Raw genomic sequence first — 24,868 nt, forward strand, 5'->3', positions numbered from 1 at the left:
CCCCAGACCCCTAGCGAAACGAAACGGTTTCGTACGTGTGCTGGCTCACGCGGTCCGGTTCCTCCCGGGCGGTCCCGGGTTCCCCGTCACAAGTTGCCCGCGCCCATCCCCCGGAAAAGCATGAGGAGGTGAGCTACCTGCGTATGCCCCACATCAACGGCGACCTGCTGTGCTTCGTGAGCGAGGACGACCTCTGGCTGACCCGACTGGACGAACCCGGCCGCGCCTGGCGGCTCACCGTCGACCGCACCAAGGCGGGCCACCCCCGCTTCTCCCCCGACGGCACGCACATCGCGTACACCAGCTGGCGCACCCTGGACCCCGAGATCCACCTGGTCCCGGCCGACGGCGGCCCCGCGCGGCAGCTCAGCCACTGGGGCACCGCCGACACCCAGGTCACCGGCTGGACCCCGGACGGCGACATCCTCGCCGTCGCCTCCCACGGCGAGCCCTTCTCGTACTACACCTGGGCCTACAAGGTCACCCCCGACGGCTCCCCCGGCCGGAAACTGCCCTGGGGTCCCGTCAGCGACATCCAGGTCGCCGACCTCGACGGGGAACGCAAGACCCTGCTGCTCACCGGCACCCCGCCGCACGAACCCGCCTCCTGGAAACGCTACCGGGGCGGCGCCATGGGCCGTCTGTGGTTCCACGGCGAACGGCTGCTTGCCGACCTCGAAGGCCACCTCGCCTGCCCCATGTTCGTCGGCGGCCGGATCGCCTTCCTCTCCGACCACGAGGGCGTCGGCAACCTCTACTCCTGCGCCTACGACGGCTCCGGCCTGCGCCGCCACACCGACCACGACGCCTTCTACGCGCGGCACGCCGCCAGTGACGGCACGCGCGTGGTCTACCAGTGCGCGGGCGAGCTGTGGATCCTCGACAGCCTCGACGACCCCGCAGCCGAACCGCGCAGGCTGGACGTACGACTCAGCGGCCCCCGCGCGGGGCGGCGCCGCTACCAGGTGCCCGCCGCCCAGCACGTCGACGGGATCTCCGTCGACGAGACCGGCCGTGCCAGCGCCGTCGTCGTGCGCGGGAGCCTGTACTGGCTCACCCACCGCGACGGCCCCGCGCGCACCATCGCCGACACGCCGGGCGTACGGGTCCGGCTCCCGGAGATGCTCGGCCCGGCCGGCCAGGTCGCCTACATCACCGACGCCGAGGGCGAGGACGCCGTCGAGATCGCCTACCTGCCCCGCGCGACCGGCGACCGCGAACCGCGCCGGCTGGCCTCCGGCGAACTCGGCCGGGTCCTCGAACTGGTCTCCGACCCGCAGGGCGAACGCCTGGCCATGGCCGCGCACGACGGACGGCTCCTTCTCCTGGACGCCACCGAGGACTCCAACGGCGAGGTCACCGAGCTGATCCGGTCCATCAACGGCCCCGTCCGCGACCTCGCCTTCTCCCCCGACGGCGGCTGGCTGACCTGGTCCCACCCGGGCATCGGACGCTCCCTGCGGCAGATCAAGATGGCCCGCATCAAGGACCGGTTGATCGTCGACGTCACCAACGGCCGCTTCGAGGACGAGAACCCGGTCTTCACCAGCGACGGCCGCTATCTCGCCTTCCTGTCCTGGCGCGGCTTCGATCCGGTCTACGACGTCCACACCGGCGACCTGTCCTTCCCGCTCGGCTGCCGCCCCTACCTGGTGCCGCTGTCGTCGGCGACACCGAGCCCGTTCGCACTCAGCCCCGAGGGCCGCCCGGCGGCCGGGGGACTGGACCCGGTGGAGGACGAGGGCGGCGAGGGCGGCACGGTGACCGTGGAGATCGAAGGGCTGGAGAGCCGGGTGACGCCGTTCCCGGTCGCCGCCTCCAAGTACTCCGCGCTCTGCCCGGTGGCCGGCGGCGGCCTGGTCTGGCTGCGCTGGCCGATCTCCGGGGCGCTCGGCGAGACCTTCGCCAACCCCGACGACACCAGCGGCCGGCCCACCCTGGAGCACTTCTCCATCAGCAAGGCCAAGAAGTCCGAACTCGTCGACCACCTGGACTGGTTCGCGGTCAGCGGCGACGGCAGCCGCCTGGTCGTCGTCGACGAGGGCGACCTGCGCGCGGTCCCCGCAACCGAGCCGGGCGACAGCGACTCCACGGTCTGGATCGACGCCCGCCGCATCGTCCACCACGCCGACCCGGCCGCCGAGTGGCGCCAGTCCTACGAGGAGGCGGGCCGCCTGATCCGCGCCTACTTCTGGGACCCCGGCATGTGCGGCATCGACTGGGACGCGGTGCTCGCCCAGTACCGGCCGCTCGTCGACCGCGTCGCCTCCCCCGACGAGTTCGCCGACCTGCTCCGCGAGGTCCTCGGCGAGCTCGGCACCTCCCACGCCTACGTCGCCGCGGCCCGCCGCAACGAGGGTCCGCCCCACTACCAGCGCCGCCAGGGCCTGCTCGGCGCCAACTTCGTACGGCGCGAAGGCGGCTGGACGGTGCGCCGGATCCTGCCCGGCGACTCCTCCGACTCCAAGGCCCGCTCCCCGCTGGCGGGCACCGGCATCCGCGAGGGCGCCGTCCTCACCCACGTCGACGGACGCCCGGTGGACCCGGTGGCGGGCCCGTATCCCCTGCTCGCGGGAACGGGCGGTACGACCGTGGAGCTGACCTTCACTCCCATGGAGGGCGAGGGCCGCTCCCGCCGGGTCGCCGTGGTCCCGCTGATCGACGAACGGCCCCTGCGCTACCAGGACTGGGTCGCCAAACGCCGCGAGGTCGTCCGGGAGTTGAGCGGCGGGAAATGCGGCTATCTGCACATCCCGGACATGGGCGGCTCCGGCTGGGCCCAGTTCAACCGCGATCTGCGCATGGAGGTCTCCCGGCCCGCCCTCATCGTCGACGTACGCGGCAACGCGGGCGGCCACATCAGCGAACTCGTCGTGGAGAAACTCACCCGCACGATCCTCGGCTGGGATCTCACCCGCAACGCCCAGCCCGTCTCCTACGCCTCCAACGCCCCGCGCGGCCCCATCGTCGCCCTCGCCGACGAGGCGACCTCCTCCGACGGCGACATGATCACGGCCGCCTTCAAACTGCTCAAGCTGGGCCCGGTCGTCGGGCAGCGCACCTGGGGCGGGGTCGTCGGCATGACCGGCCGCCACCAGCTGGGCGACGGCACGGTGATCACGGTGCCGATGAACGCCGCCTGGTTCGACGCGTACGGCTGGTCCATCGAGAACAAGGGCGTCATCCCCGACCTGGAGATCCTGCGCACCCCGCTGGACTGGGCGGAGGGCCGCCACGCCCAGCTCGACGACGCGGTGCAGCTCGCCCTGGAGCTGCTGGAGACGAACCCGCCGGCGAGTCCGCCCGACTACGCGCACGTGCCGGACCGGACACGGCCGAAGCTGCCGCCGCGGACGGCATGACAAAGGGTGCCCCTCCGCAGGGAGGGGCACCCTTTACGACCGGTGCGCGGCGTCAGGCGTCGTAGTCCTGATCGAGGCGGTCCTGCTCCTCGCGGCGCGAACGCTCCATGTCCTCGTCGTGGTCGCGCTGCTGGCCACGCTGCTGCTGGCCGCGCTCGCGGGCCTGCTGCATCTTGTCCTTGGCCTGCTGCTGCCACTGCTCGGACTTGTCCTGGAACTGGTCCTTCATGCCCATGCGGTTTCACTCCCAAGATGGGTGAGGGGATCGGGCACGACCAGACTCACACGTGCCGTAACGCTCCGCATGTCGATCAGTCACGCTGTGTAGCGCGCTCCTTCTCGTCGGCGGCACCGCCCGCTCCGACCAGCCCGATCCGCATGCCGTCGAGCCGGCCCGCGAACCTGCGCATCTCCCGCTGCCCGACGGTCCCGATGAGCCCCGGCAGATATCCGCGCACGCCCTGCATCCCGCGCAGCCACCACTGCCCGTACACATGCGCCGAGCGCCGCTCGATCCCGGCGACGATCCGGTCGACCGCGGGCCCGAGCGGGTACGTCTTGTTCGACGGCCACGGCAGCCGCTGCCGCAACTCCCGCATCACGTCGTCCTGATCGGCCCCGCGCACCATGTCCGTGTCGGTCCAGGACAGGTACCCGACGCCGACGCGCACGCCCTTGTAGCCGACCTCGGCGCGCAGACTGTGCGCGTACGCCTCCACACCCGACTTGGACGCGCAGTACGCGGTCATCATCGGCGCCGGAGTGATCGCGGCGAGCGAGGCGATCTGGAGCAGATAGCCGCGGCTCTCCATGAGCAGCGGGAGGAACGCCCGCGCGGTGACGGCCGATCCGATCAGGTTCACCTCGATGACCCGCCGCCACGCCTCCGGATCGGAGTCCACGAAGGGGCCCCCGGAGGCGACCCCGGCGTTGGCCACGACGATGTCGACCTTCCCGAACCGCTCCTTGACCTCCCTCGCCACCCTCGTCATCGCCTCGTGGTCGGTGACATCGGCGTACCAGTGGTCACTGTCGCTGTGCAGCCGCTCGGAGACCTGCTTGAGCGCGTCCGCCTCCAGCCCGACCAGCGCCACTTTCGCGCCCCGCGCGGAGAGCTTGCGGGCGAGCAGCTCCCCCACGCCCCGCGCCGCTCCGGTGACGACGGCGACCTGTCCTTCGAGGCTCACCCTGCTCATGCGCCCTCCTTGATCTGTGCGTAGGCGACGACGAGTTCACGGATCTTCGTGCTCACCAGCTCCGGCGCCTCCACCGGCGTCATGTGCCCGACCCCGGGCAGCTCGGTGAGCCCGGTGCACACCGGCAGCGCGGCGGCCAGCGACCGCGCGTGCACGGGCGGCGTGAGCCGGTCCGCGGTGCCGACGACGACCGCGGTCGGCACCGTCAACTGCGGTACGCCGTGGTCGAGATCGAGCGCGTCCAGCACCTGCGACCAGGCGTGGCGTACCTTCCGCGGACAGGCGTGCACGATCCGCGCGCACGCCTCGACCATGTGCGGCGCCGAACCCGGCCCCATGGTCCCGTACTTGAGGATCCGCCGGGCGAGCGGCGTGACCGGCCCGAGCGGCGCCCGCGACCCCAGGATCTTCCTGGTCAGCCAGGTCCGCGGCCGCCCCGGCCGCAGCGGTACGACGGTGGACTCGGCGACCAGCCGCGACGCACCGGTACTGCACAGCAGCACGGCGGCCGCGTGCTCCTTGAAGGCGGGCCGCGCGGAGGCCGCGAGCACGGTCATCGCGCCCATGGAGTGCCCGGCGATCACCGCCTTCTCCTTGGGCGCCAGCGTCGCCTTCAGTACGGCCACCAGGTCGTCGGCGAGCGCGTCGGTGCTGCAGGCCGGGCTCGCCGGGCTGCGTCCGTGGCCGCGCTGGTCGTAGGCGATGACGCGGTGGTCGGCGGCCAGCTCCCGGATCTGCGCGGCCCAGAAGGCAGTGGAGCAGGTCCAGCCGTGCGCGAGGACGACGGGGGGCGCGTTGTCGGGGCCGTGCACCTCCACGTGCAGGCGCGCGCCGTCCGCGGAGGTCGCGGTGAGTTCGCGGGCGGGGGCGGGTGGGGCGTAGGGGCCGGAGCTGACGTGGGTGAGGCGGCTCATGCGTCTACCTCCGGGCGGGTGGTGGGGGTGGTGGGGGTGGTGGGGGTGGCGGGGGCGTGCTCGGCGGGGTGGGCGCTGTTGTTCGCGCCTTCGCGCTGTTCGGTGGGGCTTGTGTCGGCGTGGGCGCGGCTGTTCGCGCCCTCGCGCCCCTTGGTGGGGGAGGCGCTGCTTTTCGCGCTGTGGCGCTCTTTGGGTTGGCCAGCGCTGTTCTTCGCGCTGGTGCGCCCTTCGGACGCGCTGGCGCCTTCTCGCGCGCCCTCGCGCCCCTCGGCGCCGCCGTCCGCGCTCACGGCGCGCACCACCGCGTACTCCGTGACATCCACGCGGCGCACCGCGCGCCGGAACTCGCTCGTCGTGCCGGGCCAGATGGTGGTGTTGCGGCCGCTCGCGTCCAGGTACCAGCTTGTGCAGCCGCCCGTGTTCCACACGGTGCGCTTCATGCGCTCCTGCACACGCCGGTTCCAGGCGTGCACGGCGCTCGGCCGGGCGTCCAGAGCGACGCGTCCGCCGAGGACGTTCAACTGCCGCAGGTAGTCCGCCATGTAATTGAGCTGGCTCTCGATCATGAGGATCATCGAGGAGTTCCCGAGTCCGGTGTTGGGCCCGATGATCGTCATCCAGTTCGGGAACCCGGCGGCGGACGCGCCCCGCAGTGCCTGCATGCCGCCCTTCCACGCCTCGGCGAGCGTGCGCCCGTCCGCGCCGACGACCCGTTCGGCGATGGGCATGTCGGTGACGTGGAAGCCGGTGCCGAAGACGATCGCGTCGACCTCCGCCTCGGTGCCGTCGGCGGCGACGAGCGTGGAACCGCGCACCTCGGCGAGCCCGCTGGCGACCACATCCACATTGGGCTGCGCGATCGCCGGGTAGTACTCGCTGCTGAGCAGGATCCGCTTGCAGCCGATGCGGTAGTCCGGGGTGAGCTTGGCGCGCAGCTCGGGATCCTTGATCGCGCGGGCCATGTTCTGCCGGGCGAGCCGCTCGACCAGGCCGAGTTCGTTCGGGTGCTTGGTGAACGCCTGGACCTGGAGCTCCCGGATCCCCCACAGCAGCCCGCGCCGGGCCTGGGTGGTGAAGGGGAGCCGCCGGTGCAGCCAGCGCTCCGCGCCGCTGATCGCGCGGTCCATGCGCGGCATCACCCACGGCGGGGTGCGCTGGAAGAGGGTGAGCCGCTCGGTGAGGGGCTGGATGGCCGGCACGATCTGGATCGCGGAGGCGCCGGTCCCGACCATGGCGACGCGCTTGCCGCGCAGGTCGTAGTCGTGGTCCCAGCGCGCGGAGTGGAAGACCTTGCCGGGGAAGGAGTCGAGACCGGGGATCTCCGGGATCTTGGGGTCGGACAGCGGCCCGGTCGCCGACACGACCACGTCGGCGGAGAGGTTCCCGCTGGTGGTCTCGATGTCCCAGCACAGCCGCTCGGCGTTCCAGGCCATCCGCTTCACCTCGGAGTCGAAGCGGATGTGCGGGCGCAGCCCGAAGGTATCCGTGACGTGTTCCAAGTAGGCGCGGATGTGCTCCTGGCCGGAGAAGGTGCGCGGCCAGTCCGGGTTGGGCGCGAAGGAGAAGGAGTACAGGTGCGACGGCACGTCGCAGGCGCATCCGGGATAGCTGTTGTCGCGCCAGGTGCCACCTACCCTGGAGGCCCGCTCCAGGACGACGAAGTCGGTGACGCCCTCGCGCCGCAGCCGCACCGCGGCCCCGAGCCCGCCGAAGCCGGATCCGATCACCGCCACCCGTACATGCTCGTGTCCGGTCATCCCGAAGCCCCTCCACAGCCATGCGACTCTGCCAGTGAATACTGGCGCAATGGGAGGGTAGAGCAGCTCCGTACTCATGGGTAGGGGGCGGGCCGAGGAAAGTTACCCCCGGTACGCCATAGGCTTCCGGCGTGGCACAAGACGCTGGACAACCCGAGGGCCGACGCGAGTACCGCATGGAGGAGCTGGCCCGACTGGCCGGCATCACCGTGCGCACCCTGCGCTTCTACCGCGAACGCGGACTCATCCCGCCGCCCCGCCGCGAGGGCCGTATCGCCTGGTACGACGACCGCCACCTGGCCCGGCTGCGCACCATCTCGGCACTCCTGGAGCGCGGCCACACGCTCAGCGGCATCGCCGAACTGGCCGAGGCCTTCGACCACGGCCGCGACGTCGCCGACCTGCTCGGCATGGACTCCCCCACCGAGGAGACCCCGGTCCGTCTCACCCCCGAGGAACTCGCCGACCACTTCGCGGGTGAGGTCACCCCGGAGAACCTCGCCGCCGCCATGGAACTCGGGTACCTCGCCACCGACGGCGAGGAGATCGTCCACATCAGCCGGCGCCTGCTGGACGTCTCCTCGGCCCTGGTCCGCGAGGGCATCCCGCTCGCCGAGGTGCTGGCGGCGGGCAAGGAACTGCGCGCCCACGCCGACGTCCTCGCCGACCTCTTCGCCAACCTCATCCTCCGCCACGGCACCGAGGAGGACCTCCCCCGTCTGCGCCCCCTGGCCCGGAGCGTGGTGGAGGCGGAGATGTCCCTGGCCCTGGACCGTCGCCTGCGGAAGCGGTCGTAGCGGGGGCGCGCGAGCAGGCGTCGGGGCGCGCGAGCGGGTGCCTGGGCGCACACGGGGAGGCGGGGCGCGTCCAGAGGAAGGCAAGGGCGCACTCAGCACTCGAAGCGCCCCCGGCGCACGCGGGTGGCGCGCGCAGCCCGAGGGAAGCCGACGGGAAAGTCGGGCGCCACCCCAGGGCGCGCACGCCCGCGCCACCACGCGCAAGCGCACGCCCGGCGCACACTCGCCCCACCGTGCGCCTACACGCGCTCCTCGTAGACGACCGTCACCGGCGCATGATCCGACCAACGCTCCGCATGCGTCGCCGCGCGCTCCACGAAGCCCTTGACCGCCCGCCTCGCGAGCCCGGGAGTCGCGATCTGGTAGTCGATGCGCCAGCCCGTGTCGTTGTCGAAGGCACGCCCCCGGTACGACCACCAGCTGTACGGCCCCTCGGCGTCCGGGTGCAGGGAGCGCACGACGTCGACGTAACCGCCCTGCGCCGGATCGAGCACCTGGCCGAGCCACTCGCGCTCCTCGGGAAGGAAGCCGGAGTTCTTGGTGTTGCCGCGCCAGTTCTTCAGGTCGGCTTTCTCGTGGGCGATGTTCCAGTCGCCGCAGACGACGACTTCGCGCCCGTCGGCGGCGGCACGCTCGCGCAGTTCCTTGAGGTAACCGAGGAACTCACCCATGAAGCGGATCTTCTCGTCCTGGCGCTCGGTCCCGACCTCGCCGGAGGGAAGATACAGGGAGGCGACGGTCACACCGGGAAGGTCGGCCTCGACGTACCGCCCGCTCCCGTCGAACTCGCTCGATCCGAAGCCGACCTGGACGCGCTCGGGCTCGCGACGAGTGTAGAGGGAGACGCCCGCGCGCCCCTTCGCGGCGGCCGGGGCGTGCACGACATGCCAGCCCTCGGGCGCCCGCACGGCCTCCGGCAGCTGCTGCGGCTCCGCGCGCACCTCCTGCAGGCACAACACATCGGCGGAGGTCTCGGCCAGCCACTCCACGAAGCCCTTCTTCGCGGCAGCACGCAGCCCGTTCACATTCACGGAGGTCACAGTCAGCACCCGGGCACCATACCCGCGAACTGGACCGAGTCCAGATTCCGACTGCTTACGACTGTACGGTTACCTGCATGTACATACGTCGTGTCTCCTTCGACCACCCCGCCGCCGTCAAGCTCAACGACGCCGTGCAGGCGGAGTACGCCGTCCGCTACGGGGACGACGGCGACGCCACGGTCATGGCCGCGGAGGACTTCGAGCCGCCGAACGGCGTGTACCTCATCGCCTACGACGAGGACGGCACCCCGGTCGCCTCCGGCGGCTGGCGCGCCCGCGACGCGAACGGCGAGGGCAACCTGGACGGCGACGCCGAACTGAAGCGAATGTATGTGATCGACGCCATGCGCGGCCGCGGCCTCGCGCGACGGATCCTGGCCGCGCTGGAGAAGGACGCCCGCACCGCCGGCCGCGTCCGCATGGTCCTGGAGACCGGCGCCAAGCAGCCGGAGGCCGTCGCCCTGTACGAGTCCAGCGGCTACGAACCGTGCGCGAAGTTCGGCTACTACCGCTTCCACGAACTGAGCCTCTGCTACGCCAAGCCGCTCAACCCCTGAGCGACGGGCCTCACCCGCCCCCGCCCCGGCGGCTGTTCAGTCAGCGCGGAGCCCGGCGCGCATGCCACGCCGGGCACGGACCTCCCGCAGCGCCAGCACGACGGCGGCCAGGTTGAAGGGGAAGGAGACGGCCTCGGCGATCTGCGGAATGCCGAAGGCCCGCAACAGGCTCGCGGCGCCCGCGATCAGAAGGAGCGCCAGCGGGAGATACCTGCGCCACGCGGGCAGATCCCGCGTCCGGGCGACGATGACCGTCAGCCGCAGGGCGAGACAGAAGATCGTGATCCCCAGGGCGGCGACTGCGACGGGCATAAAGAGGCGCCTCTCCACGGGTGGAGAAAAGAACGGGAGTTGAGGCAACATGCCGAAGCCCCGGTCGGGATATTCCCTACCGGGGCTTCGAGCTGCGTGGACCTGAGGGGATTTGAACCCCTGGCCCCCTCGATGCGAACGAGGTGCGCTACCGGACTGCGCCACAGGCCCTTGCAACGAGTGAAACTCTAGCATCCCGATCCGCCCGCTTGGAAATCCGTTCCTCGCCGGGGCCGCGACCCGTTGCAGGTGGGGCGCCTGTGAGGTCCGCCGCGCGGACGGGGCGGACCGCTCCTACTCGTTGGCCGCCCGCGGGCGGCCGCCGTCCTCGTACTGGTCGAACAACGGCGTACGCCCGCGCTCCCGCGCCCGCCGCGCGGAGGCTGCCCGGCGGGCGTCGCTGCGCCCGCCGCCGTCGGTCGTGTCCGCGCTGTCGTCCGCGTCCGCCGGCTCGGCGCCGCCCGTGCGCGCCTCGACGGAGTCCTGCTCCGGCGCGACGGCGCTGGAGCGCGCCGAACTCCACGCGTCGGGCGCCTCCAGGTCCACGTCGGCGGTTGCCCGCGGCGCGACCGGCGCGGTCACGTACGTCGGCAGCGGCACCGGCACCGGGTCCCAGCTCTCGCCCTGCCCCGGCCGCCGCTGACGCTCACGCTGCTGGTCGACCCACTCGGCGTGGTCGGTCTGCTCGACCAACGCGCGCCGGTCCGCAGCGAGCGCCTCCAGGCCCGGGTCGCTCTGCGGTTCGGGGCCTTGGTCGGGCTCCTCGGCGTCCGCGGCGGCGTCGACCGGCCCGCGCCTGCGCGGCTGGCGCGCACGCTCCCTGAGCTGTTGCGCCGCCACTTCGGCGCGCCGGCGGTCCATCTGGTAGGCGAAGCGGCGGCGCTCCTGGGAGCGCAGGTAGGCGATGTACGCGCTGAGCAGCACGGCGGGCACTCCGGGCGCCCACAGGAACGCGAGCCCTCCGACGGCGGCGACGATCGCACCCAGCGTGAAGGCGAGGAAGAGCACCACGGTCGTGCGCCGACGGCGCGCGAGCACCTTCGTGCGCCGGGCCCGCGCTGCGGCCGCCTCCGCGGCGGCAGCGGGACGCGCGCGCCGGGCGGCGGGTACTGCCTTCCGCGCCGCCTGCGGGTTCCGTGACTTCTGCGCGGGTGCGGGCGCGGAGTCGGACCCCGGCGCGTGCACGCGTGGGCGCGCCGCTTCGGAGCGTTCCTCTTCCTCCACCCGCGCGGACACCGTCTGTGGACGGGTCGGAGGCACGGCGAAGGCCCGGACGTCCACCGATTCGGTGACGCCGTCCGGGTCGTCGGCGCCGGGCTCCCCCTCGTCGGCGGAGCGGGCGCGCAGGTCCTTGGCGTACCGGCGCTCCATCCCCGCCCGTCCGGACAGCAACCGGATGGCTGTGCTGAAGCGTTCCGTCGGACGAGCCTCGTTGAGTTCGTCCTGCCTACGGAGCCACATCGGCACCAAGTAGGCGGCCCAGGCCCCGACAATGGCTGCGTAGATGAGGCCGCTGCTGCTCACGCCTCACACGGTAGAGGGGTTTGCGTGAGGCCATCTGCCAATTGCGCCGGTGTGTCGCACGATCTGGCTGATATTTCGAAAATTTCTTGTGACCGATGCGATCAACCGGTCACGAAGGGTGGGAATTCAGGCTCCTGAGCCGGTCACGGGGCGATCAATTTCGAACATTTATTCAATTCTCCCGGCCCCACCGGACTATGCGGAATTCCCCGGCGTGTTCTGCGCGTTCCTCGGCCCCTCGGCGGACCTCCCCCGGGAGTGTGCCCGGTGCCAGCGGTTCAGCAACCCGTCCGGGACCTCTTCCGCTGTGAGCGCGAACACAAGATGGTCGCGCCAGGCCCCGTCGATGTGGAGATAACGGGGCCGCAGCCCCTCCTCACGGAATCCGAGTTTCTCCACCACCCGGCGGCTCGGCCCGTTCTCCGGACGAATGCACACCTCGATGCGGTGCAGTCCGACGGTCCGGAAACAGTGGTCCACGACGAGTGCCACGGCCGTCGGCATCACGCCACGGCCTGCCACCGCCTCGTCCACCCAGTACCCGACGTGCCCCGAGCACATCGAGCCCCAGGTGATCCCGGCGACCGTCAACTGCCCGACCAGCCTCCCCTGGTACTCGATGACGAACGGCAGCATGCGCCCCGCGTTCGCCTCGGAACGCAAGTGCCGGACCATCTGCCGGTAGGTCGGCCGGTGCGCGATCGGCCCGCTCGGCGTGGGCGGCGGAATCGTCGCCTCCCAAGGGCGCAGCCAGTCCCGGTTGCGCCGGTTGACCTCGCGCCAGGCCCGCTGGTCGCGCAGCTTTATCGGCCGGAGGACGACGTCGCCGTCCGCCAGCACGACGGGCCAGGATGGGCTGTTCAGCTCGCACCCCCACTGCCGGCGCCGGGTCTCGGGTGATCCCCGCCGCGGATCTGGTCGACGGCATGCGCCAGCAGGGGCTCCAGGACGGCGAGCCCGTCCTTCACCCCGCCGGTGGAGCCCGGCAGGTTGACGATCAGCGTGCCTCCCGCCACCCCGGCCAGGCCCCGGGAGAGCGCGGCCGTGGGTACCTTCTCGCGCCCGTACGCCCTGATGGCCTCCGCGATGCCGGGGACCTCGTAGTCGATCACCTTGCGGGTCGCCTCGGGCGTGCGGTCGGTGGGTGAGACGCCGGTGCCGCCGGTGGTGACGACGACGTCGTACCCGGCCTCGACAGCCGCCTTCAGCGCGGCCTCCACGGGATCACCGTCGGGCACGACCTGCGGTCCCTCGACAGCGAAACCGAGGCCCGTCAGCCCGTCGGCGACGAGTGGCCCGCCCTTGTCCTCGTAGACCCCCGAGGAGGCGCGGTTGGAGGCAGTGACGACCAGCGCGCGACGGATCCCGGCGCTCATGCCCGGCTCCAGTCGCCCGACTTGCCGCCCGTCTTCTCCTCCACGCGTACGTCCGTGATGACCGCTCCCTTGTCGACCGCCTTGACCATGTCGATCACGGTGAGCGCGGCGACGGAGACCGCGGTGAGGGCCTCCATCTCGACGCCCGTACGGTCCGTGGTCTTCACCGTGGCCAGGATCTCCACGGCGTCGTCCGCGACCGACAGGTCCAGTTTCACACCCGACACCGACAACGGGTGGCACAGCGGGATCAGATCCGGGGTGCGCTTGGCGCCCATGATGCCCGCGATCCGCGCAGTGGCCAGGGCGTCACCCTTGGGGACGCCCTCCCCGCGCAGCAGTTCGATCACCCGGGGCGAGACCAGGACGCGTCCGCTGGCGCGCGCGGTCCGCGCGGTCACGTCCTTCTCCGATACGTCGACCATGCGCGCGGCGCCCGCCTCGTCGATGTGCGTCAGTCGGTCCTGCGTACTCATACTGTGTGGCGCTCCCGGTCCGGGCCCTCGGCGGTGCGGCGCTGGGCCTGCTGTGCGCGACACGGTACCGCCAAGTCGGCGCGCGCACCCGAGCAGGACCTCCCCGCGGAGCGGCACGCGCGCGTGCGCTCAGCCGAGCAGGACGACCTCGACCTCGGTGCCGGGCTCGACGGACTCGGTGTCCTCGGGGACGACGATCAGCGCGTCTGCCTGTGCGAGGGCGGCGACCAGGTGCGATCCCGCACCACCGACCGGGGTCACGGCGCCGTCGGCGTAGCTTCCGCGCAGGAACTGCCTGCGCCCCTTCGGCGAGGTCAGCGCCTTGTCCGCCCTGAGGGTGGCGGTCGTGCGCGGCCGGTGGACGTCCTCCAGACCCATCAGAGTGCGGATCGCGGGACGTACGAACAGCTCGAAAGAGACGTACGACGACACCGGGTTGCCCGGGAGGGCCAGCAGCGGGGTGTGGTCGGGGCCGATGGAGCCGAAGCCCTGGGGCTTGCCTGGCTGCATGGCGAGCTTGCGGAACTCGATGCCACTGCCCGCTTCGTCCTCGTCGCCGACGGACTGCAGGGCCTCCTTGACGACGTCGTAGGCGCCGACGCTCACACCGCCGGTGGTGACCATGAGGTCGGCGCGCACCAGCTGGTCCTCGATCGTGGAGCGCAGGATGTCGGCGTCGTCGGCAACGGCGCCCACGCGGTAGGCGATCGCGCCCGCGTCCCGGGCCGCCGCGGTGAGCGCGAAGCTGTTGGAGTCGTAGATCTGGCCGCTGCGCAACTCCTCGTCGGGCTGAACGAGTTCGCTGCCGGTGGACATCACGACCACGCGCGGGCGCGGGCGCACGCGTACGGTGCCGCGGCCGATCGCTGCGAGCAGCGCGATCTGCGGCGGGCCCAGGACGGTGCCGGCCTCCAGGGCACGGTCACCGGCCTTCACGTCGCTGCCCTTCGCGCGCACGTGCGCGCGTGCCTCTGCCGGCCGGTACACGTGCACCTGTCCGGAGGCGCCCTCGGGGGCCAGGCTGCGCGCGCGCATCCCGGCCACCGGTCCCTCGCCGAGTCCGCCGTCGGTCCACTCCACGGGGACGACCGTCTCGGCGCCCGGCGGCAGGGGCGCGCCGGTCATGATGCGCGCGGCCTGGCCGGGCCCCACCTGGAGCAGCTCCGCCTGGCCCGCGGCGACGTCCCCGATGACCTCCAGGACCGCCGGGAACTCCTCGCTGGCGCCCGCGACATCGGCGACCCGTACCGCGTAGCCGTCCATGGAGCTGTTGTCGAACGGTGGCAGGGAGACCGGAACCGTGATGTCGTCGACCAGGACGCAGCCCTGGGCGTCGAGCAGGTGCAGCTCGATGGGTTCGAGGGGGCGGACGGTCGCGAGGATGTCCTCCAGGTGTTCGTCCACCGACCAGAGGTGGTCCTGGCCGGCGGTGCGGGCGGCGCTGCTCAATGTGGCTACATCTCCTCGGCTACGTAACTGCGAAGCCAGGTCCGGAAGTCCGGGCCCAGGTCTTCACGTTCGCATGCGAGTCTGACAATGGCACGCAGGTAGTCGCCGCGGTCACCGGTGTCATAGCGGCGGCCCTTGAAGACGACGCCGTGCACCGGGCCGCCGACCTTCTCGTCCGCCGCGAGCTGCTGGAGGGCGTCGGTGAGCTGGATCTCGCCGCCGCGGCCGGGCTCGGTCTTGCGCAGTATGTCGAAGATGTGCGGGTCGAGGACGTAGCGGCCGATGATCGCGTAGTTGGACGGGGCGTCCGCGGCGTCGGGCTTCTCGACCAGGCCGGTCACCTTGACGACGTCGCCGTCCTCGGTGGTCTCCACGGCGGCGCAGCCGTAGAGGTGGATCTGCTCGGGGGCGACCTCCATGAGCGCGATGACGCTGCCGCCGCGCTGCTCCTGGACCTCCACCATGCGCTTGAGGAGAGGGTCGCGCGGGTCGATGAGGTCGTCGCCGAGGAGGACGGCGAAGGGCTCGTGGCCGACGTGCGGGGCGGCGCAGAGCACCGCGTGACCGAGACCCTTGGGGTCGCCCTGGCGTACGTAGTGCATGGTGGCCAGGTCGCTCGACTCCTGCACCTTGGCGAGCCGTTCGGCGTCGCCCTTCTTTTCGAGCGCGGATTCCAGCTCGTAGTTGCGGTCGAAGTGGTCCTCAAGGGGGCGCTTGTTGCGGCCCGTGATCATGAGGACGTCGTCGAGGCCCGCGGACACGGCCTCCTCGACCACGTACTGGATCGCCGGCTTGTCGACGACCGGCAGCATCTCTTTGGGAGTGGCTTTGGTGGCCGGCAGGAACCGGGTGCCGAGGCCTGCTGCGGGGATGACAGCCTTGCTGATCCGAAGGTGCGACTGAGTCATGCGGGCAACCTTATCCGGTGCCTTTGTATGGAATCTGTGGCTCCGGTTAGTTGGCTCTCATATGAGCGGATTGAAAGGGAACGGGTGCGACCAATGCCTCACATCGGACGTGCCGCCGAGCCTGACAAGCGAACGTTGCGGCGAGAGATCCTCGCGGTAAGAAGCAGGTTGACGGCCGATGACGTGCGCAGGTCGGCGCGCGCGCTGGCCGAGCACGCGCTCCTCCTGCCCGAACTGGCGCAGGCGCGCACGGTGGCGGCGTACGTCTCCGTGGGGAGCGAGCCGGGCACGCTCGCGCTCCTTGACGCGCTGCGCGCGCGGGGCGTGCGCGTCCTGCTCCCCGCGCTCCTGCCCGACAACGACCTCGACTGGGGCGCGTACACCGGCGAGGGCTCCCTCGCGCGGGTCCAACACGGCGGCAAGATGGCTCTCTTCGAGCCGGCCGGCGAGCGTCTCGGCCCGGACGCCGTGACGACCGCCGACGTGGTGCTGCTGCCCGGGCTCGCGGTGGACGCGCGCGGCATGCGGCTGGGGCGCGGCGGCGGCTCGTACGACCGCGTGCTCGCGCGCCTGGAGCGTGCGGGCGCCCACCCCGCGCTGGTGGTGCTGCTGTACGACACGGAGGTCGTCGAGCGTGTTCCGGCCGAGGCGCACGACCGGCCGGTGCACGCGGTGGTGACGCCGTCGGGTGTGCACCGCTTCCACGCGGCCTGAGTCGCACAGCGCGCCTTCACCACCTCTTCCGCGCCCCGCCGCTCCCGTCACCGCGAAAGGGCCCTCCACGCGCGCGTGGAGGGCCCTTCGCCGTTCGTGCCGTCAGCGGCTCACGGCTGGAGCACCAGCGTGTCGCTCGTGTTCTTGTCCACCGCGTTCTTGGTGAACGACCAGTCGAGCAGTTCGCCGTCGGCCCACTTGTCGGTCTGGTCGGTGTAGTGGGCGCTGTAGGCGTGTCCGGATGCGCCCGTCAGGTTGATCCACTTCGACTTGTCGAGGTCGCCGAGGTTGACCACCATGCGCATCGACGGCACCCAGACCACGCCGTAGCCGCCGGCGGCGTTCCAGCCCGTGGCGTTGACCGTGGCCTCGCCGCCGCTGAGCTTCCAGGGGCCGCGGTTGAGGACGTACTGGAGGAAACCGGGGCCCTCGGTACCGAGGGTCTGGTTCTTCAGGAACAGGCGGTGCAGTCGGCCCCAGTTCCAGGTCTCGATGTCCTTGCCGAGCTTGGCGGTCAGCTCCCAGCGGGCGTCGATCATGGCGCGCTCGAACAACTGGTCACGGTTGTCGGCCTTGGGGCGCGTGCCCGACCTGGGCGTCTTCCACCAGTCGCTGTCCTCATCGTCCATGAGGGTGCGCACGACCTCGAACCAGCGGTCGCCGCCGTCCGGCTGCGCCTGCTCGGCGTCACGCTGGCCGCATTCGCGGACCTTCTCCGCCTCGTCCGCGGGACCGGTGGTGTTGATCGGGTCGACCCACAGGCACTGCCCCTTGACCCGGACTTCCTTGGGCAGCTTGTGGCCGAAGGCGAGCTTGAGGATGTTGCGCCAGACCGAGTTGAAGTACGCGGCGGCCGCCGAGTCGGCGTCCTGGGTGTAGTCCCAGCCCTCCAGCAGCTTCTGCGCCTCGCGGACGTCCGGGTCGGCGATGTCGATCTTCAACAGCTGGGGCACCAGCAGCTTGGCGATCTCGCTGCTGTTGTCGAGCTGCATCTGGCGCATGTCGTCGGTGGAGATCTTGCCGCCGCCGTCGATCTTCGACTTGATCAGCGAGGTGATGCGCTGGCTGCGCGTGCCGTAGCCCCAGTCCGTGGTGAGCGTGTAGGGGTACTTGTCCTTGTCGATCACGGCCTGGTTGGCGGTGACGATGTACCCCCGCGCGGGGTCGAGTTCGAAGGGCAGCTTGTTCTGCGGGATGTAACCGGTCCAGCGGTACTTGGAGTTCCAGCCGGGCTGCGGGATCGAGCCGTCGACGCCCTCCGCGCGGGTGGGGATCTTCCCGGGCAGGGTGTAGCCGATGTGACCCTCGGTGTCGGCGTAGATCAGGTTCTGCGAGGGCACCTCGAACAGGGCTGCGGCGGCACGGAAGTCGTTCCAGTCCGTGGCCTTGTCCATGGCGAAGACGGCGTCCATGGAGGTGCCCGGGTCCAGGGCGGTCCAGCGCAGCGAGATGCCGTAGCCGTCGCCGCGGTCGGGGGCGGAGGTGTCGACCTCGGCCTTCTTGCCGACCCTCACCAGTTCGTCGCTGCGGTCGGAGAGCAGGGGGCCGTTGTTCGTCTCGCGGACGACGATCGTCTTGGACTCACCGCCGGCGACCTTGATGGTCTCCTCGCGCGTGGTGAACGGCTTGACCTTGTTGTCGTACAGGTAGCCGCTGCCGGTGAGCTTCTCCAGGTAGAGGTCGGTGACATCCACGCCGGAGTTGGTCATGCCCCAGGAGATGTTCTTGTTGTGGCCGATGATCACACCGGGCATACCGGCAAAGGTGTAGCCCGTGACGTCGTACTGGCACTTGTCGGAGACACTGCGGCAGTGCAGGCCCATCTGGTACCAGACGGACGGCAACGAGGCCGACAGGTGCGGGTCATTGGCCAGCAGGGGCTTGCCACTGATGGTGTGGTCGCCGGAGACGACCCAGGAGTTGGAGCCGATGCCGTTGCCGTTCACGCCGACGGCCGTCGGAAGGTCCTCAAGGACGCTGTAGAGGCCCGAGAGCTGGCTCTGGAGGCCTGAAGTGCCGTCGGTGGACGTTCCGGCCGTGCCGGTGCCTTCGACGGTCGTTCCGCCCGCCGTGGTGCCGTCCGTGGACGCGCTCCCGCCGGCCGTCTGGCCGCCCTGCCCGAACGTGCCGGTGAGCTCGTCGAGCTGGCCCTCCTGGACGATCGCCTTGTTGCGGTCGTACGGGTACTGCGGGTAGAGGTCCTTGATCTGCTTCGGGCCCAGGCGGCTGGTCAGCAGGGCGCGGTCGATCTCGTCCTCCATGTTGCCGCGCAGGTCCCAGGCCATCGCCTTCAGCCACGCCACGGAGTCGACCGGGGTCCACTCGGCGGGCTTGTAGTCGTTGGCGAAACCCAGGGCGGCGTACTCCAGCGAGAGCTCCTTGCCCTCCTTGCCCTCAAGGTAGGCGTTGACGCCCTTGCTGTACGCCTGGAGGTACTTCTTGGTCTCGTCCGACAGCTTGCTGTCGTACTCCTCCTTGGCGATGCGGTGCCAGCCCAGGGTGCGCAGGAACTCGTCGTTGTCGATCTGGCTCTCGCCGAACATCTCCGACAGGCGCCCGGAGGTCATGTGACGGCGCACGTCCATCTCGTAGAACCGGTCCTGCGCCTGGACGAAGCCCTGCGCCATGAACAGGTCCTCGTCGGTGGAGGCGTAGATCTGCGGGATGCCGTAGCCGTCGCGCTTGACCTCGACCTCGCCCGACAGGTCTTCGATCGTGATCGATCCCGTGGTCTGCGGGAAGGAGGCGCGCACGGTGCTGATGGACCAGTACGCCCCGTACGCGACGCCTCCGATGATGGCCAGCACGAGGACGAAGACGATCAAACGGGCTTTGCGCCCCTTCTTCCTGCCGGACTTGCCGGGCTGCTGACCCGTGGAGGCGGTGGTGTTGGGGGGCATCGCTGTCCTTGCTGTCCTAACGCGAGCGGCAGGCGGTCCTGGAGTGCTGGAGCAACCATAGGCGCAGGGCCTGGTGCCACTTGACGCGGAGTAGGGAACCCGCGCGCACGAGCGTTCGATCATGCCCCGGCGAGCGTCAAGAAAACGTCAAGAGTTAGGTAAGGTAACGAAGTAGTTGGGTGCGGAGTTCTGCTACTTCGTGTCCTATGTGTACGCGAGCCCCACGCGCGCGTGCCGAGAGCCAGGGAAGGGAACGGCCGCTGACAGTCCACCATCTCAATGAGCTCCTGCTCGTCTGCTCGCTCGTACTGCTCATCGCCGTCGCAGCGGTCCGCATCTCCTCGCGCAGCGGGCTCCCCAGCCTGCTCGTGTATCTGGGCATCGGCGTCCTGATGGGCCAGGACGGCATCGCCAACATCAAGTTCGACAATGCCGAGCTGACGCAGGTCATCGGGTACGCGGCTCTGGTCGTGATCCTGGCCGAGGGTGGTCTGAGCACGAAGTGGAAAGAGATCGAACCGTCGCTGCCCTCTGCCAGCGCGCTGGCGCTCGCGGGTGTCGCGGCGAGCGTCGGGGTCACGGCCGCCGCGGCGCACTATCTGACCGGTCTTGAGTGGCGTCAGGCGCTGATCGTCGGCGCGGTCGTGTCCTCCACGGACGCCGCCGCGGTCTTCTCCGTGCTGCGCAAGATCCCCCTGCCCCAACGCGTGAAGGGGACGCTGGAGGCCGAGTCCGGCTTCAACGACGCGCCCGTGGTCATCCTGGTCGTCGCCTTCTCGCAGAGCGGTCCCGTCGAGCACTGGTACGTGCTGGTCGGCGAGATACTGCTGGAGCTGGCCATCGGCTGCGCGATCGGCCTCGCGGTGGGCTGGCTGGGCGCCCTGGGCCTGCGGCACGTGGCCCTGCCCGCCTCCGGCCTCTACCCCATTGCCGTCATGGCCATCGCCGTCGTCGCGTACGCGGCGGGCGCGCTGGCGCACGGCAGCGGCTTCCTCGCGGTGTACCTCGCCTCCATGGTGCTGGGCAACGCCAAACTGCCCCACTGGCCCGCCACGCGCGGGTTCGCCGAAGGGCTCGGCTGGATCGCTCAGATCGGCATGTTCGTCCTGCTCGGCCTCCTGGTCACCCCGCACGAACTGGGCGACGACTTCCTCCCCGCCCTCGTCATCGGCCTGGCCCTGACCATGGTCGCCCGCCCGCTGAGCGTGGTGCTCTGCCTGACGCCGTTCCGTGTGTCGTGGCGGGAACAGGCCCTCATGTCGTGGGCGGGCCTGCGCGGAGCCGTCCCCATCGTCCTGGCGACCATCCCCATGGTCGCCGGCGTCGACAACAGTCAGCGGATCTTCAACATCGTCTTCATCCTGGTCGTCGTCTACACCCTCGTCCAAGGGCCGACCCTGCCCTGGCTCGCCCGCAAGTTGCGGCTCGGCGAGGACGCCGAGACCGCATCCGACCTGGGCATCGAGTCGGCGCCGCTGGAACGGCTTCGGGGGCATCTGCTGTCGCTCGTGATCCCCGAGGGGTCCAAGATGCACGGCGTCGAGGTCAGCGAGCTGCGGCTGCCCTCCGGGTCCGCCGTCACCCTGGTCGTGCGGGACGGTAAATCGTTCGTGCCGCTGCCGGCCACGATGCTGCGGCGCGGGGACGAGCTGCTCGTCGTCGCCACGGATCCGGTGCGGGACGCCGCGGAGCGGCGGCTGCGGGCCGTGGCGCGCGGGGGCAAGCTGGCCGGGTGGCTGGGCACCAACGGGAATGGCAGGGGCTCGGGTGCGGGGTCCGGGGGGCGGACGCGCCACTGAGGGGCGGATGCGGCGCGTAGACGATGCGCGGCGGGCTCGCGCGGGCGACTCGCGCCGGGGCGCGGGGCGCGGGCGCCGGGCGCTCACGGTGAACCACCGCGGGCCGCGTCAGGTGGGCGCGGGCGCATCGGATCGTTAAGGGCATGTTTCGTATCATTCACACCCCATTCATTCACAGGCGACCTGCGCTGTGGTGCTCGTTTTCACAGGCACTTGCATCCTTGATCCCTGTACGATGAAGGCGCACCCTGATCGAACCAACTCTGCCTGACGCAGAGCTGGCGCGACCGTATGGCGGCCGGAACGCCCTCCTCAGCAGGCGCCGGTATCTACCGCAGTTCCGCGCAAGAGGACAGCTCTCGGCGCCCCCCGCACAGGGCGCGCTACCAGGCGGCAGAAAGGCACGGGCCGTGGAGTCCACGGTCACCACGGAGCCGTCGAAGACCTCGTCGGCCTCCTCCCGCCCCGGATACGGGCAGCTGCTGCGCACACGCGGCGCCTGGACATTCCTGCTCCCCGGCTTCGCGGCGCGTCAGCCGTTCGCGATGCTGACCATCTCCATCGTGCTGCTCGTCCAGCACACCACCGGCTCGTACGGCGCGGCGGGCGCCGCCGCGGCCGTCACCGGCGTGTCGATGGCGCTCTTCGCGCCCTACAGCGGACGCCTCGCCGACCGGTACGGGCAGCGTGCCGTCCTGATCCCCGGTGTGCTGGTGCACGCGCTGGCGGGTCTGACCCTGACGGCGCTCGCGCTGGCGGACGCGCCCCTGTGGGCGCTGTTCGCGGCGGCCGTGCCCACCGGTGCGTCCGTCCCGCAGGTCGGCCCGATGGTCCGCGCCCGCTGGGGCGTGAAGCTCCAGGACTCGCCCTTGATGACCACCGCGGCGGCCTTCGAGTCCGTCACCGACGAACTGACCTTCGTCGTGGGCCCGCTCCTGGCCACCGCGCTGTGCACGGCTGTGGATCCGGCCGCCGGCCTGGTGACGGAGGCCGGCCTCACGCTGGTCGGTGGTCTGCTGTTCGCCGCGCAGAGGAGCACACAGCCCTCGGTGACCCCGCAGGGGCACGCGCGCGTGAGGCACGCTTCCGCCCTGCGCGTGCCCGGCGTGCGCGTGCTGATCGTGGCCTTCCTGGGCATCGGTTCCGTCTTCGGCGGCATGCAGGTGTCGCTGGCGGCCTTCACCGAGTCCATCGGTGAGCCCGGCATGAACGGCGTCCTGTACGGCATCTTCGCCGCGGGCAACATGCTCTCCGGCATCGCGTGCGGCGCCATCGCCTGGAAGATCGCCCCGCAGCAGCGCCTCGTCCTCGGCTACGCGGCCCTCGCGCTCGCGGCGTCCGGGCTGTGGGCCGCGCACTCGGTACTCGTCCTGGCCGGACTGGGTCTCCTGGTCGGCATGAGCATCGCTCCCGCGCTGATCACCGGCTACACACTGGTGGAGAAGCTGGTGCCGGCGGGCGCCCGCACCGAGGCGTTCACCTGGCTGACCGGCGCGGTCGCGCTCGGCCAGGCTGCCGCCGTCACGGTCGCCGGACAGCTGGAGGACCGCTTCTGGGACGGAGCCGGATTCCTCGTACCGATGGGCGGCACGCTGCTCGCCCTGGCCACGCTCCTGGCGCTGCGCTCGCGGCTCACCGCGCACCCCCGCAGCCGTACCGTCGCACGTGGCGTCGGTCACCGCGTGCCGGTCACGGTGGACTGATCCCAAGGAATACGTCACTATGGACGCTCGTTAGCACTCATTGAGTGAGAGTGCCAGGAGGAAGACAGTGCCGACCTACCAGTACCAGTGCACCGAGTGCGGCGAGGGCCTCGAGGCGGTGCAGAAGTTCACCGACGACGCCCTGACCGAGTGCCCCAGCTGCAACGGCCGCCTGAAGAAGGTGTTCTCCGCGGTCGGGATTGTCTTCAAGGGCTCCGGCTTCTACCGCAACGACAGCCGCGGCTCCTCGTCGAGCAGCTCGCCGGCGTCGTCGTCAAAGTCGTCGACGTCCTCCTCGTCGTCCTCGGACTCGAAGTCGTCGAGTTCCAGCACCTCGACCAGCACCTCCGCCGCGTAGCGCGTCTTCCCGAGCACCCCGCCGTCGTACGACGGCGGGGTGCTCGGTGTTTCCCGGAGCCCCTCTCGGCCGCAGGCGGCGGCCGGATACTGTGACCGCATGGCGAACGCAGAGATCGGCGTAATCGGCGGCTCCGGCTTCTACTCGTTCCTTGAGGACGTGACCGAGATCCAGGTGGACACCCCCTACGGGCCGCCCAGCGACTCCCTCTTCCTCGGTGAGATCGCCGGCCGTCGGGTCGCGTTCCTGCCCCGGCACGGCCGCGGCCACCATCTCCCGCCGCACCGGATCAACTACCGGGCCAACCTGTGGGCGCTGCGCTCGGTGGGCGTGCGCCAGGTCCTCGGCCCGTGCGCGGTGGGCGGTCTGCGTCCCGAGGACGGTCCGGGCACGCTGCTCGTGCCGGATCAGCTGGTCGACCGTACGAAGTCCCGGGCGGGGTCGTATTTCGACGGGCTGCCGCTGCCCGACGGCACCGTGCCGAACGTGGTGCACGTGTCGCTGGCCGACCCCTACTGCCCGACCGGACGGGCCGCCGCGCTAAAGGCGGCGCGCGGGCGGGACTGGGAGCCGGTGGACGGCGGCACGTTGGTCGTGATCGAGGGGCCGCGCTTCTCCACCCGCGCCGAATCGTTGTGGCACCAGGCCCAGGGCTGGGCCGTGGTGGGCATGACCGGTCATCCCGAGGCGGCGCTCGCCCGTGAACTCGAACTCTGCTACACGTCGATGACGCTGGTCACCGACCTCGACGCGGGCGCCGAGACCGGCGAGGGCGTCTCGCACGACGAGGTGCTGCGGGTATTCGCCGCGAACGTGGACCGGCTGCGGGGCGTGCTGTTCGACGCGGTGGCCGCGCTGCCCTCGAACGAGGAGCGGGACTGCCTGTGCACGTCGGCGCTCGGCGGGATGGACCCCGGGTTCGAGCTGCCGTAGAGCGGGTGGGCCGGACTCCTGTGGATACGGGGCAGGCTCGCCCCGAGGTGGAACTGCCCGTTCGGGTGAGGGAGTTTTCCACAGCCCCGCGGTTGTCCACCTGCCTCAGCGGGCAGCGGCGCGAAGCCCCATCGTGGGCCTCGCAAGCCGTTGTCTCATGGCAGGTGGTGGTTCCTCATGTCCTTCGGTCCGACACCGACTCCGTCCCCTTTCTCCCCCCCGTCCGCGTCGATTCCCTCTCCGCGCCCGCTCGGCACGGACGCGCCTCCGACCTGCGAGGTGCCGCATTTCGCGCCGATCCGGGTACGGGGCGGACGGTTCGCCGGATGTCTCGCACGGCACCGGCGGCGAGCGGTCGCCGCGGGGCTGGCGGTCACAGCGGCGGCGCTGGTTGCGGCGGGCCCTCAGGACACCGACCGGGCACGCGGGCACCCGGAGGGTGAGCCGCCACGCGAGCGGCGCGCCGTCGAGATGGTGACGGCTCCGGTACGGATCGCCGACGCGGCGACGGTGCGGCTGTTGCGGCCCGGCGACCGGGTGGACGTCATCGCGGCCGAGGACTCGGCGTCGGGCGGGGACGCGCGCGTGGTCGCGCGCGGGGTACGGGTGACGAAGGTGCCCGAGGCTGTGGACGAGTCCGTCGACAGTGGCGCGTTGATCGTGCTCACGGTGCCGAGGTCCATGGCGGCGCGGCTGGTGGGCGCGAGCGCGATGGCTCGGCTGGCGGTGACGCTGTGCTGAGCCGCGTATTCCGCCTGGTGCGCGACCTCCTGTCAAGTCGCTCGTTCGC

At 71.0% G+C, this 24,868-nt stretch carries 22 protein-coding genes and 1 tRNA gene; 9 read left to right on the forward strand and 14 right to left on the reverse strand.

The features are described 5' to 3' along the window. Nucleotides 1–128 precede the first annotated feature (128 nt). Nucleotides 129–3,362 carry a S41 family peptidase gene (locus tag ACZ7L7_RS23035; protein WP_285515238.1) on the forward strand — a complete coding sequence of 1,078 codons (3,234 nt, stop codon included), beginning with the start codon at nt 129–131 and terminating at the stop codon, nt 3,360–3,362. A 52-nt stretch (nt 3,363–3,414) separates the two neighbouring features. Here the strand turns inward: ACZ7L7_RS23035 and ACZ7L7_RS23040 are convergent, their stop codons facing one another. The 4 genes from ACZ7L7_RS23040 to ACZ7L7_RS23055 form a co-directional block, all read right to left on the reverse strand. Continuing rightward, entirely contained in the window at nt 3,415–3,597 is a 183-nt protein-coding gene (locus ACZ7L7_RS23040) for a hypothetical protein (protein WP_285515237.1), read from the reverse strand. 76 nt (nt 3,598–3,673) lie between these two features. Next, a complete protein-coding gene (locus tag ACZ7L7_RS23045) occupies nt 3,674–4,558 on the reverse strand; it encodes an SDR family oxidoreductase (RefSeq protein ID WP_285515236.1) in 885 nt (294 codons plus the stop codon). Next, a complete protein-coding gene (locus tag ACZ7L7_RS23050; RefSeq protein WP_285515235.1) occupies nt 4,555–5,472 on the reverse strand; it encodes an alpha/beta fold hydrolase in 918 nt (305 codons plus the stop codon). The genes ACZ7L7_RS23045 and ACZ7L7_RS23050 overlap by 4 nt, the downstream gene beginning before the upstream one ends. Next, nucleotides 5,469–7,229 carry a flavin-containing monooxygenase gene (locus ACZ7L7_RS23055; protein ID WP_285515234.1) on the reverse strand — a complete coding sequence of 587 codons (1,761 nt, stop codon included), beginning with the start codon at nt 7,227–7,229 and terminating at the stop codon, nt 5,469–5,471. Before ACZ7L7_RS23055 ends, ACZ7L7_RS23050 begins: the two co-directional genes overlap by 4 nt. A 176-nt stretch (nt 7,230–7,405) precedes the next feature. Here ACZ7L7_RS23055 and ACZ7L7_RS23060 point away from each other — a divergent pair, with 176 nt between their 5' ends. After that, nucleotides 7,406–8,026, forward strand: a complete 621-nt coding sequence (locus ACZ7L7_RS23060) for a MerR family transcriptional regulator (protein WP_093721731.1) — start codon at nt 7,406–7,408, stop codon at nt 8,024–8,026. Between the two features lie 239 nt (nt 8,027–8,265). Here ACZ7L7_RS23060 and ACZ7L7_RS23065 read toward each other — a convergent pair whose 3' ends face one another. Beyond that, nucleotides 8,266–9,075, reverse strand: coding sequence for an exodeoxyribonuclease III (locus tag ACZ7L7_RS23065; protein WP_285515233.1), 810 nt, complete (start codon nt 9,073–9,075; stop codon nt 8,266–8,268). 68 nt (nt 9,076–9,143) lie between these two features. Here ACZ7L7_RS23065 and ACZ7L7_RS23070 point away from each other — a divergent pair, with 68 nt between their 5' ends. After that, a complete protein-coding gene (locus ACZ7L7_RS23070) occupies nt 9,144–9,626 on the forward strand; it encodes a GNAT family N-acetyltransferase (protein ID WP_472076981.1) in 483 nt (160 codons plus the stop codon). A 36-nt stretch (nt 9,627–9,662) separates the two neighbouring features. On the opposite strand, the gene ACZ7L7_RS23075 is transcribed toward ACZ7L7_RS23070, so the two are convergent. The 8 genes from ACZ7L7_RS23075 to galU form a co-directional block, all read right to left on the reverse strand. After that, entirely contained in the window at nt 9,663–9,938 is a 276-nt protein-coding gene (locus ACZ7L7_RS23075) for a hypothetical protein (protein WP_285515231.1), read from the reverse strand. Between the two features lie 97 nt (nt 9,939–10,035). Then, nucleotides 10,036–10,109, reverse strand: a tRNA-Ala gene (locus ACZ7L7_RS23080). A 123-nt stretch (nt 10,110–10,232) separates the two neighbouring features. Next, on the reverse strand, nt 10,233–11,462 hold the full coding sequence (gene sepX / locus ACZ7L7_RS23085) for a divisome protein SepX/GlpR (protein ID WP_471592361.1): 1,230 nt from the start codon (nt 11,460–11,462) through the stop codon (nt 10,233–10,235). 195 nt (nt 11,463–11,657) lie between these two features. Next, nucleotides 11,658–12,302, reverse strand: coding sequence for a GNAT family N-acetyltransferase (locus ACZ7L7_RS23090; RefSeq protein ID WP_472076983.1), 645 nt, complete (start codon nt 12,300–12,302; stop codon nt 11,658–11,660). 20 nt (nt 12,303–12,322) lie between these two features. After that, nucleotides 12,323–12,838, reverse strand: coding sequence for a MogA/MoaB family molybdenum cofactor biosynthesis protein (locus tag ACZ7L7_RS23095; RefSeq protein WP_453603352.1), 516 nt, complete (start codon nt 12,836–12,838; stop codon nt 12,323–12,325). Further along, complete coding sequence (gene moaC / locus ACZ7L7_RS23100) at nt 12,835–13,314, reverse strand: cyclic pyranopterin monophosphate synthase MoaC (protein ID WP_055615846.1); 480 nt, start codon at nt 13,312–13,314, stop codon at nt 12,835–12,837. The genes ACZ7L7_RS23095 and moaC overlap by 4 nt, the downstream gene beginning before the upstream one ends. A 129-nt stretch (nt 13,315–13,443) precedes the next feature. Beyond that, nucleotides 13,444–14,763 carry a molybdotransferase-like divisome protein Glp gene (gene glp, locus ACZ7L7_RS23105; protein WP_285515227.1) on the reverse strand — a complete coding sequence of 440 codons (1,320 nt, stop codon included), beginning with the start codon at nt 14,761–14,763 and terminating at the stop codon, nt 13,444–13,446. A 5-nt stretch (nt 14,764–14,768) separates the two neighbouring features. Further along, nucleotides 14,769–15,671 carry a UTP--glucose-1-phosphate uridylyltransferase GalU gene (galU, locus tag ACZ7L7_RS23110; RefSeq protein WP_285515226.1) on the reverse strand — a complete coding sequence of 301 codons (903 nt, stop codon included), beginning with the start codon at nt 15,669–15,671 and terminating at the stop codon, nt 14,769–14,771. Between the two features lie 93 nt (nt 15,672–15,764). On the opposite strand from galU, the gene ACZ7L7_RS23115 reads away from it, so the two are divergent. Beyond that, nucleotides 15,765–16,385, forward strand: coding sequence for a 5-formyltetrahydrofolate cyclo-ligase (locus ACZ7L7_RS23115; protein ID WP_285515225.1), 621 nt, complete (start codon nt 15,765–15,767; stop codon nt 16,383–16,385). A gap of 110 nt (nt 16,386–16,495) precedes the next feature. Here the strand turns inward: ACZ7L7_RS23115 and ACZ7L7_RS23120 are convergent, their stop codons facing one another. Beyond that, nucleotides 16,496–19,285 carry a penicillin acylase family protein gene (locus ACZ7L7_RS23120; protein ID WP_472076986.1) on the reverse strand — a complete coding sequence of 930 codons (2,790 nt, stop codon included), beginning with the start codon at nt 19,283–19,285 and terminating at the stop codon, nt 16,496–16,498. Between the two features lie 206 nt (nt 19,286–19,491). Here ACZ7L7_RS23120 and ACZ7L7_RS23125 point away from each other — a divergent pair, with 206 nt between their 5' ends. The 5 genes from ACZ7L7_RS23125 (at nt 19,492) to ACZ7L7_RS23145 (ending at nt 24,819) form a co-directional block, all read left to right on the forward strand. Then, nucleotides 19,492–21,084 (forward strand): potassium/proton antiporter, encoded by a 1,593-nt coding sequence (locus tag ACZ7L7_RS23125; RefSeq protein ID WP_472076988.1) that lies wholly within the window; start codon nt 19,492–19,494, stop codon nt 21,082–21,084. 410 nt (nt 21,085–21,494) lie between these two features. Then, nucleotides 21,495–22,787: an MFS transporter gene (locus ACZ7L7_RS23130; protein WP_285515222.1), complete on the forward strand. Its 1,293-nt coding sequence runs from the start codon at nt 21,495–21,497 to the stop codon at nt 22,785–22,787. A gap of 67 nt (nt 22,788–22,854) precedes the next feature. Further along, the gene (locus ACZ7L7_RS23135; RefSeq protein ID WP_453603356.1) at nt 22,855–23,145 is read left to right on the forward strand and encodes an FmdB family zinc ribbon protein; all 291 of its coding nucleotides are present in this window, start codon (nt 22,855–22,857) and stop codon (nt 23,143–23,145) included. Nucleotides 23,146–23,244: 99 nt separating this feature from the next. Further along, nucleotides 23,245–24,078, forward strand: a complete 834-nt coding sequence (locus ACZ7L7_RS23140) for an S-methyl-5'-thioadenosine phosphorylase (protein ID WP_453603358.1) — start codon at nt 23,245–23,247, stop codon at nt 24,076–24,078. Nucleotides 24,079–24,255: 177 nt separating this feature from the next. After that, nucleotides 24,256–24,819, forward strand: a complete 564-nt coding sequence (locus ACZ7L7_RS23145; RefSeq protein ID WP_285515219.1) for a CpaB family protein — start codon at nt 24,256–24,258, stop codon at nt 24,817–24,819. The last annotated feature ends 49 nt before the right edge of the window (nt 24,820–24,868 follow it).

The sequence above is a fragment of the Streptomyces sp. NPDC110618 genome, from assembly GCF_055657065.1.

What these genes read in the sequence shown, in the direction of transcription:
- ACZ7L7_RS23040 (WP_285515237.1), bottom strand. Translation starts at nt 3,597, where the DNA reads ATGGGCATGAAGGACCAGTTCCAGGACAAGTCCGAGCAGTGGCAGCAG.
- ACZ7L7_RS23045 (WP_285515236.1), bottom strand. Translation starts at nt 4,558, where the DNA reads ATGAGCAGGGTGAGCCTCGAAGGACAGGTCGCCGTCGTCACCGGAGCG.
- ACZ7L7_RS23050 (WP_285515235.1), bottom strand. Translation starts at nt 5,472, where the DNA reads ATGAGCCGCCTCACCCACGTCAGCTCCGGCCCCTACGCCCCACCCGCC.
- ACZ7L7_RS23055 (WP_285515234.1), bottom strand. Translation starts at nt 7,229, where the DNA reads ATGACCGGACACGAGCATGTACGGGTGGCGGTGATCGGATCCGGCTTC.
- ACZ7L7_RS23060 (WP_093721731.1), top strand. Translation starts at nt 7,406, where the DNA reads ATGGAGGAGCTGGCCCGACTGGCCGGCATCACCGTGCGCACCCTGCGC.
- ACZ7L7_RS23070 (WP_472076981.1), top strand. Translation starts at nt 9,144, where the DNA reads ATGTACATACGTCGTGTCTCCTTCGACCACCCCGCCGCCGTCAAGCTC.
- ACZ7L7_RS23075 (WP_285515231.1), bottom strand. Translation starts at nt 9,938, where the DNA reads ATGCCCGTCGCAGTCGCCGCCCTGGGGATCACGATCTTCTGTCTCGCC.
- ACZ7L7_RS23095 (WP_453603352.1), bottom strand. Translation starts at nt 12,838, where the DNA reads ATGAGCGCCGGGATCCGTCGCGCGCTGGTCGTCACTGCCTCCAACCGC.
- moaC (WP_055615846.1), bottom strand. Translation starts at nt 13,314, where the DNA reads ATGAGTACGCAGGACCGACTGACGCACATCGACGAGGCGGGCGCCGCG.
- galU (WP_285515226.1), bottom strand. Translation starts at nt 15,671, where the DNA reads ATGACTCAGTCGCACCTTCGGATCAGCAAGGCTGTCATCCCCGCAGCA.
- ACZ7L7_RS23115 (WP_285515225.1), top strand. Translation starts at nt 15,765, where the DNA reads ATGCCTCACATCGGACGTGCCGCCGAGCCTGACAAGCGAACGTTGCGG.
- ACZ7L7_RS23120 (WP_472076986.1), bottom strand. Translation starts at nt 19,285, where the DNA reads ATGCCCCCCAACACCACCGCCTCCACGGGTCAGCAGCCCGGCAAGTCC.
- ACZ7L7_RS23125 (WP_472076988.1), top strand. Translation starts at nt 19,492, where the DNA reads ATGTGTACGCGAGCCCCACGCGCGCGTGCCGAGAGCCAGGGAAGGGAA.
- ACZ7L7_RS23140 (WP_453603358.1), top strand. Translation starts at nt 23,245, where the DNA reads ATGGCGAACGCAGAGATCGGCGTAATCGGCGGCTCCGGCTTCTACTCG.
- ACZ7L7_RS23145 (WP_285515219.1), top strand. Translation starts at nt 24,256, where the DNA reads ATGTCCTTCGGTCCGACACCGACTCCGTCCCCTTTCTCCCCCCCGTCC.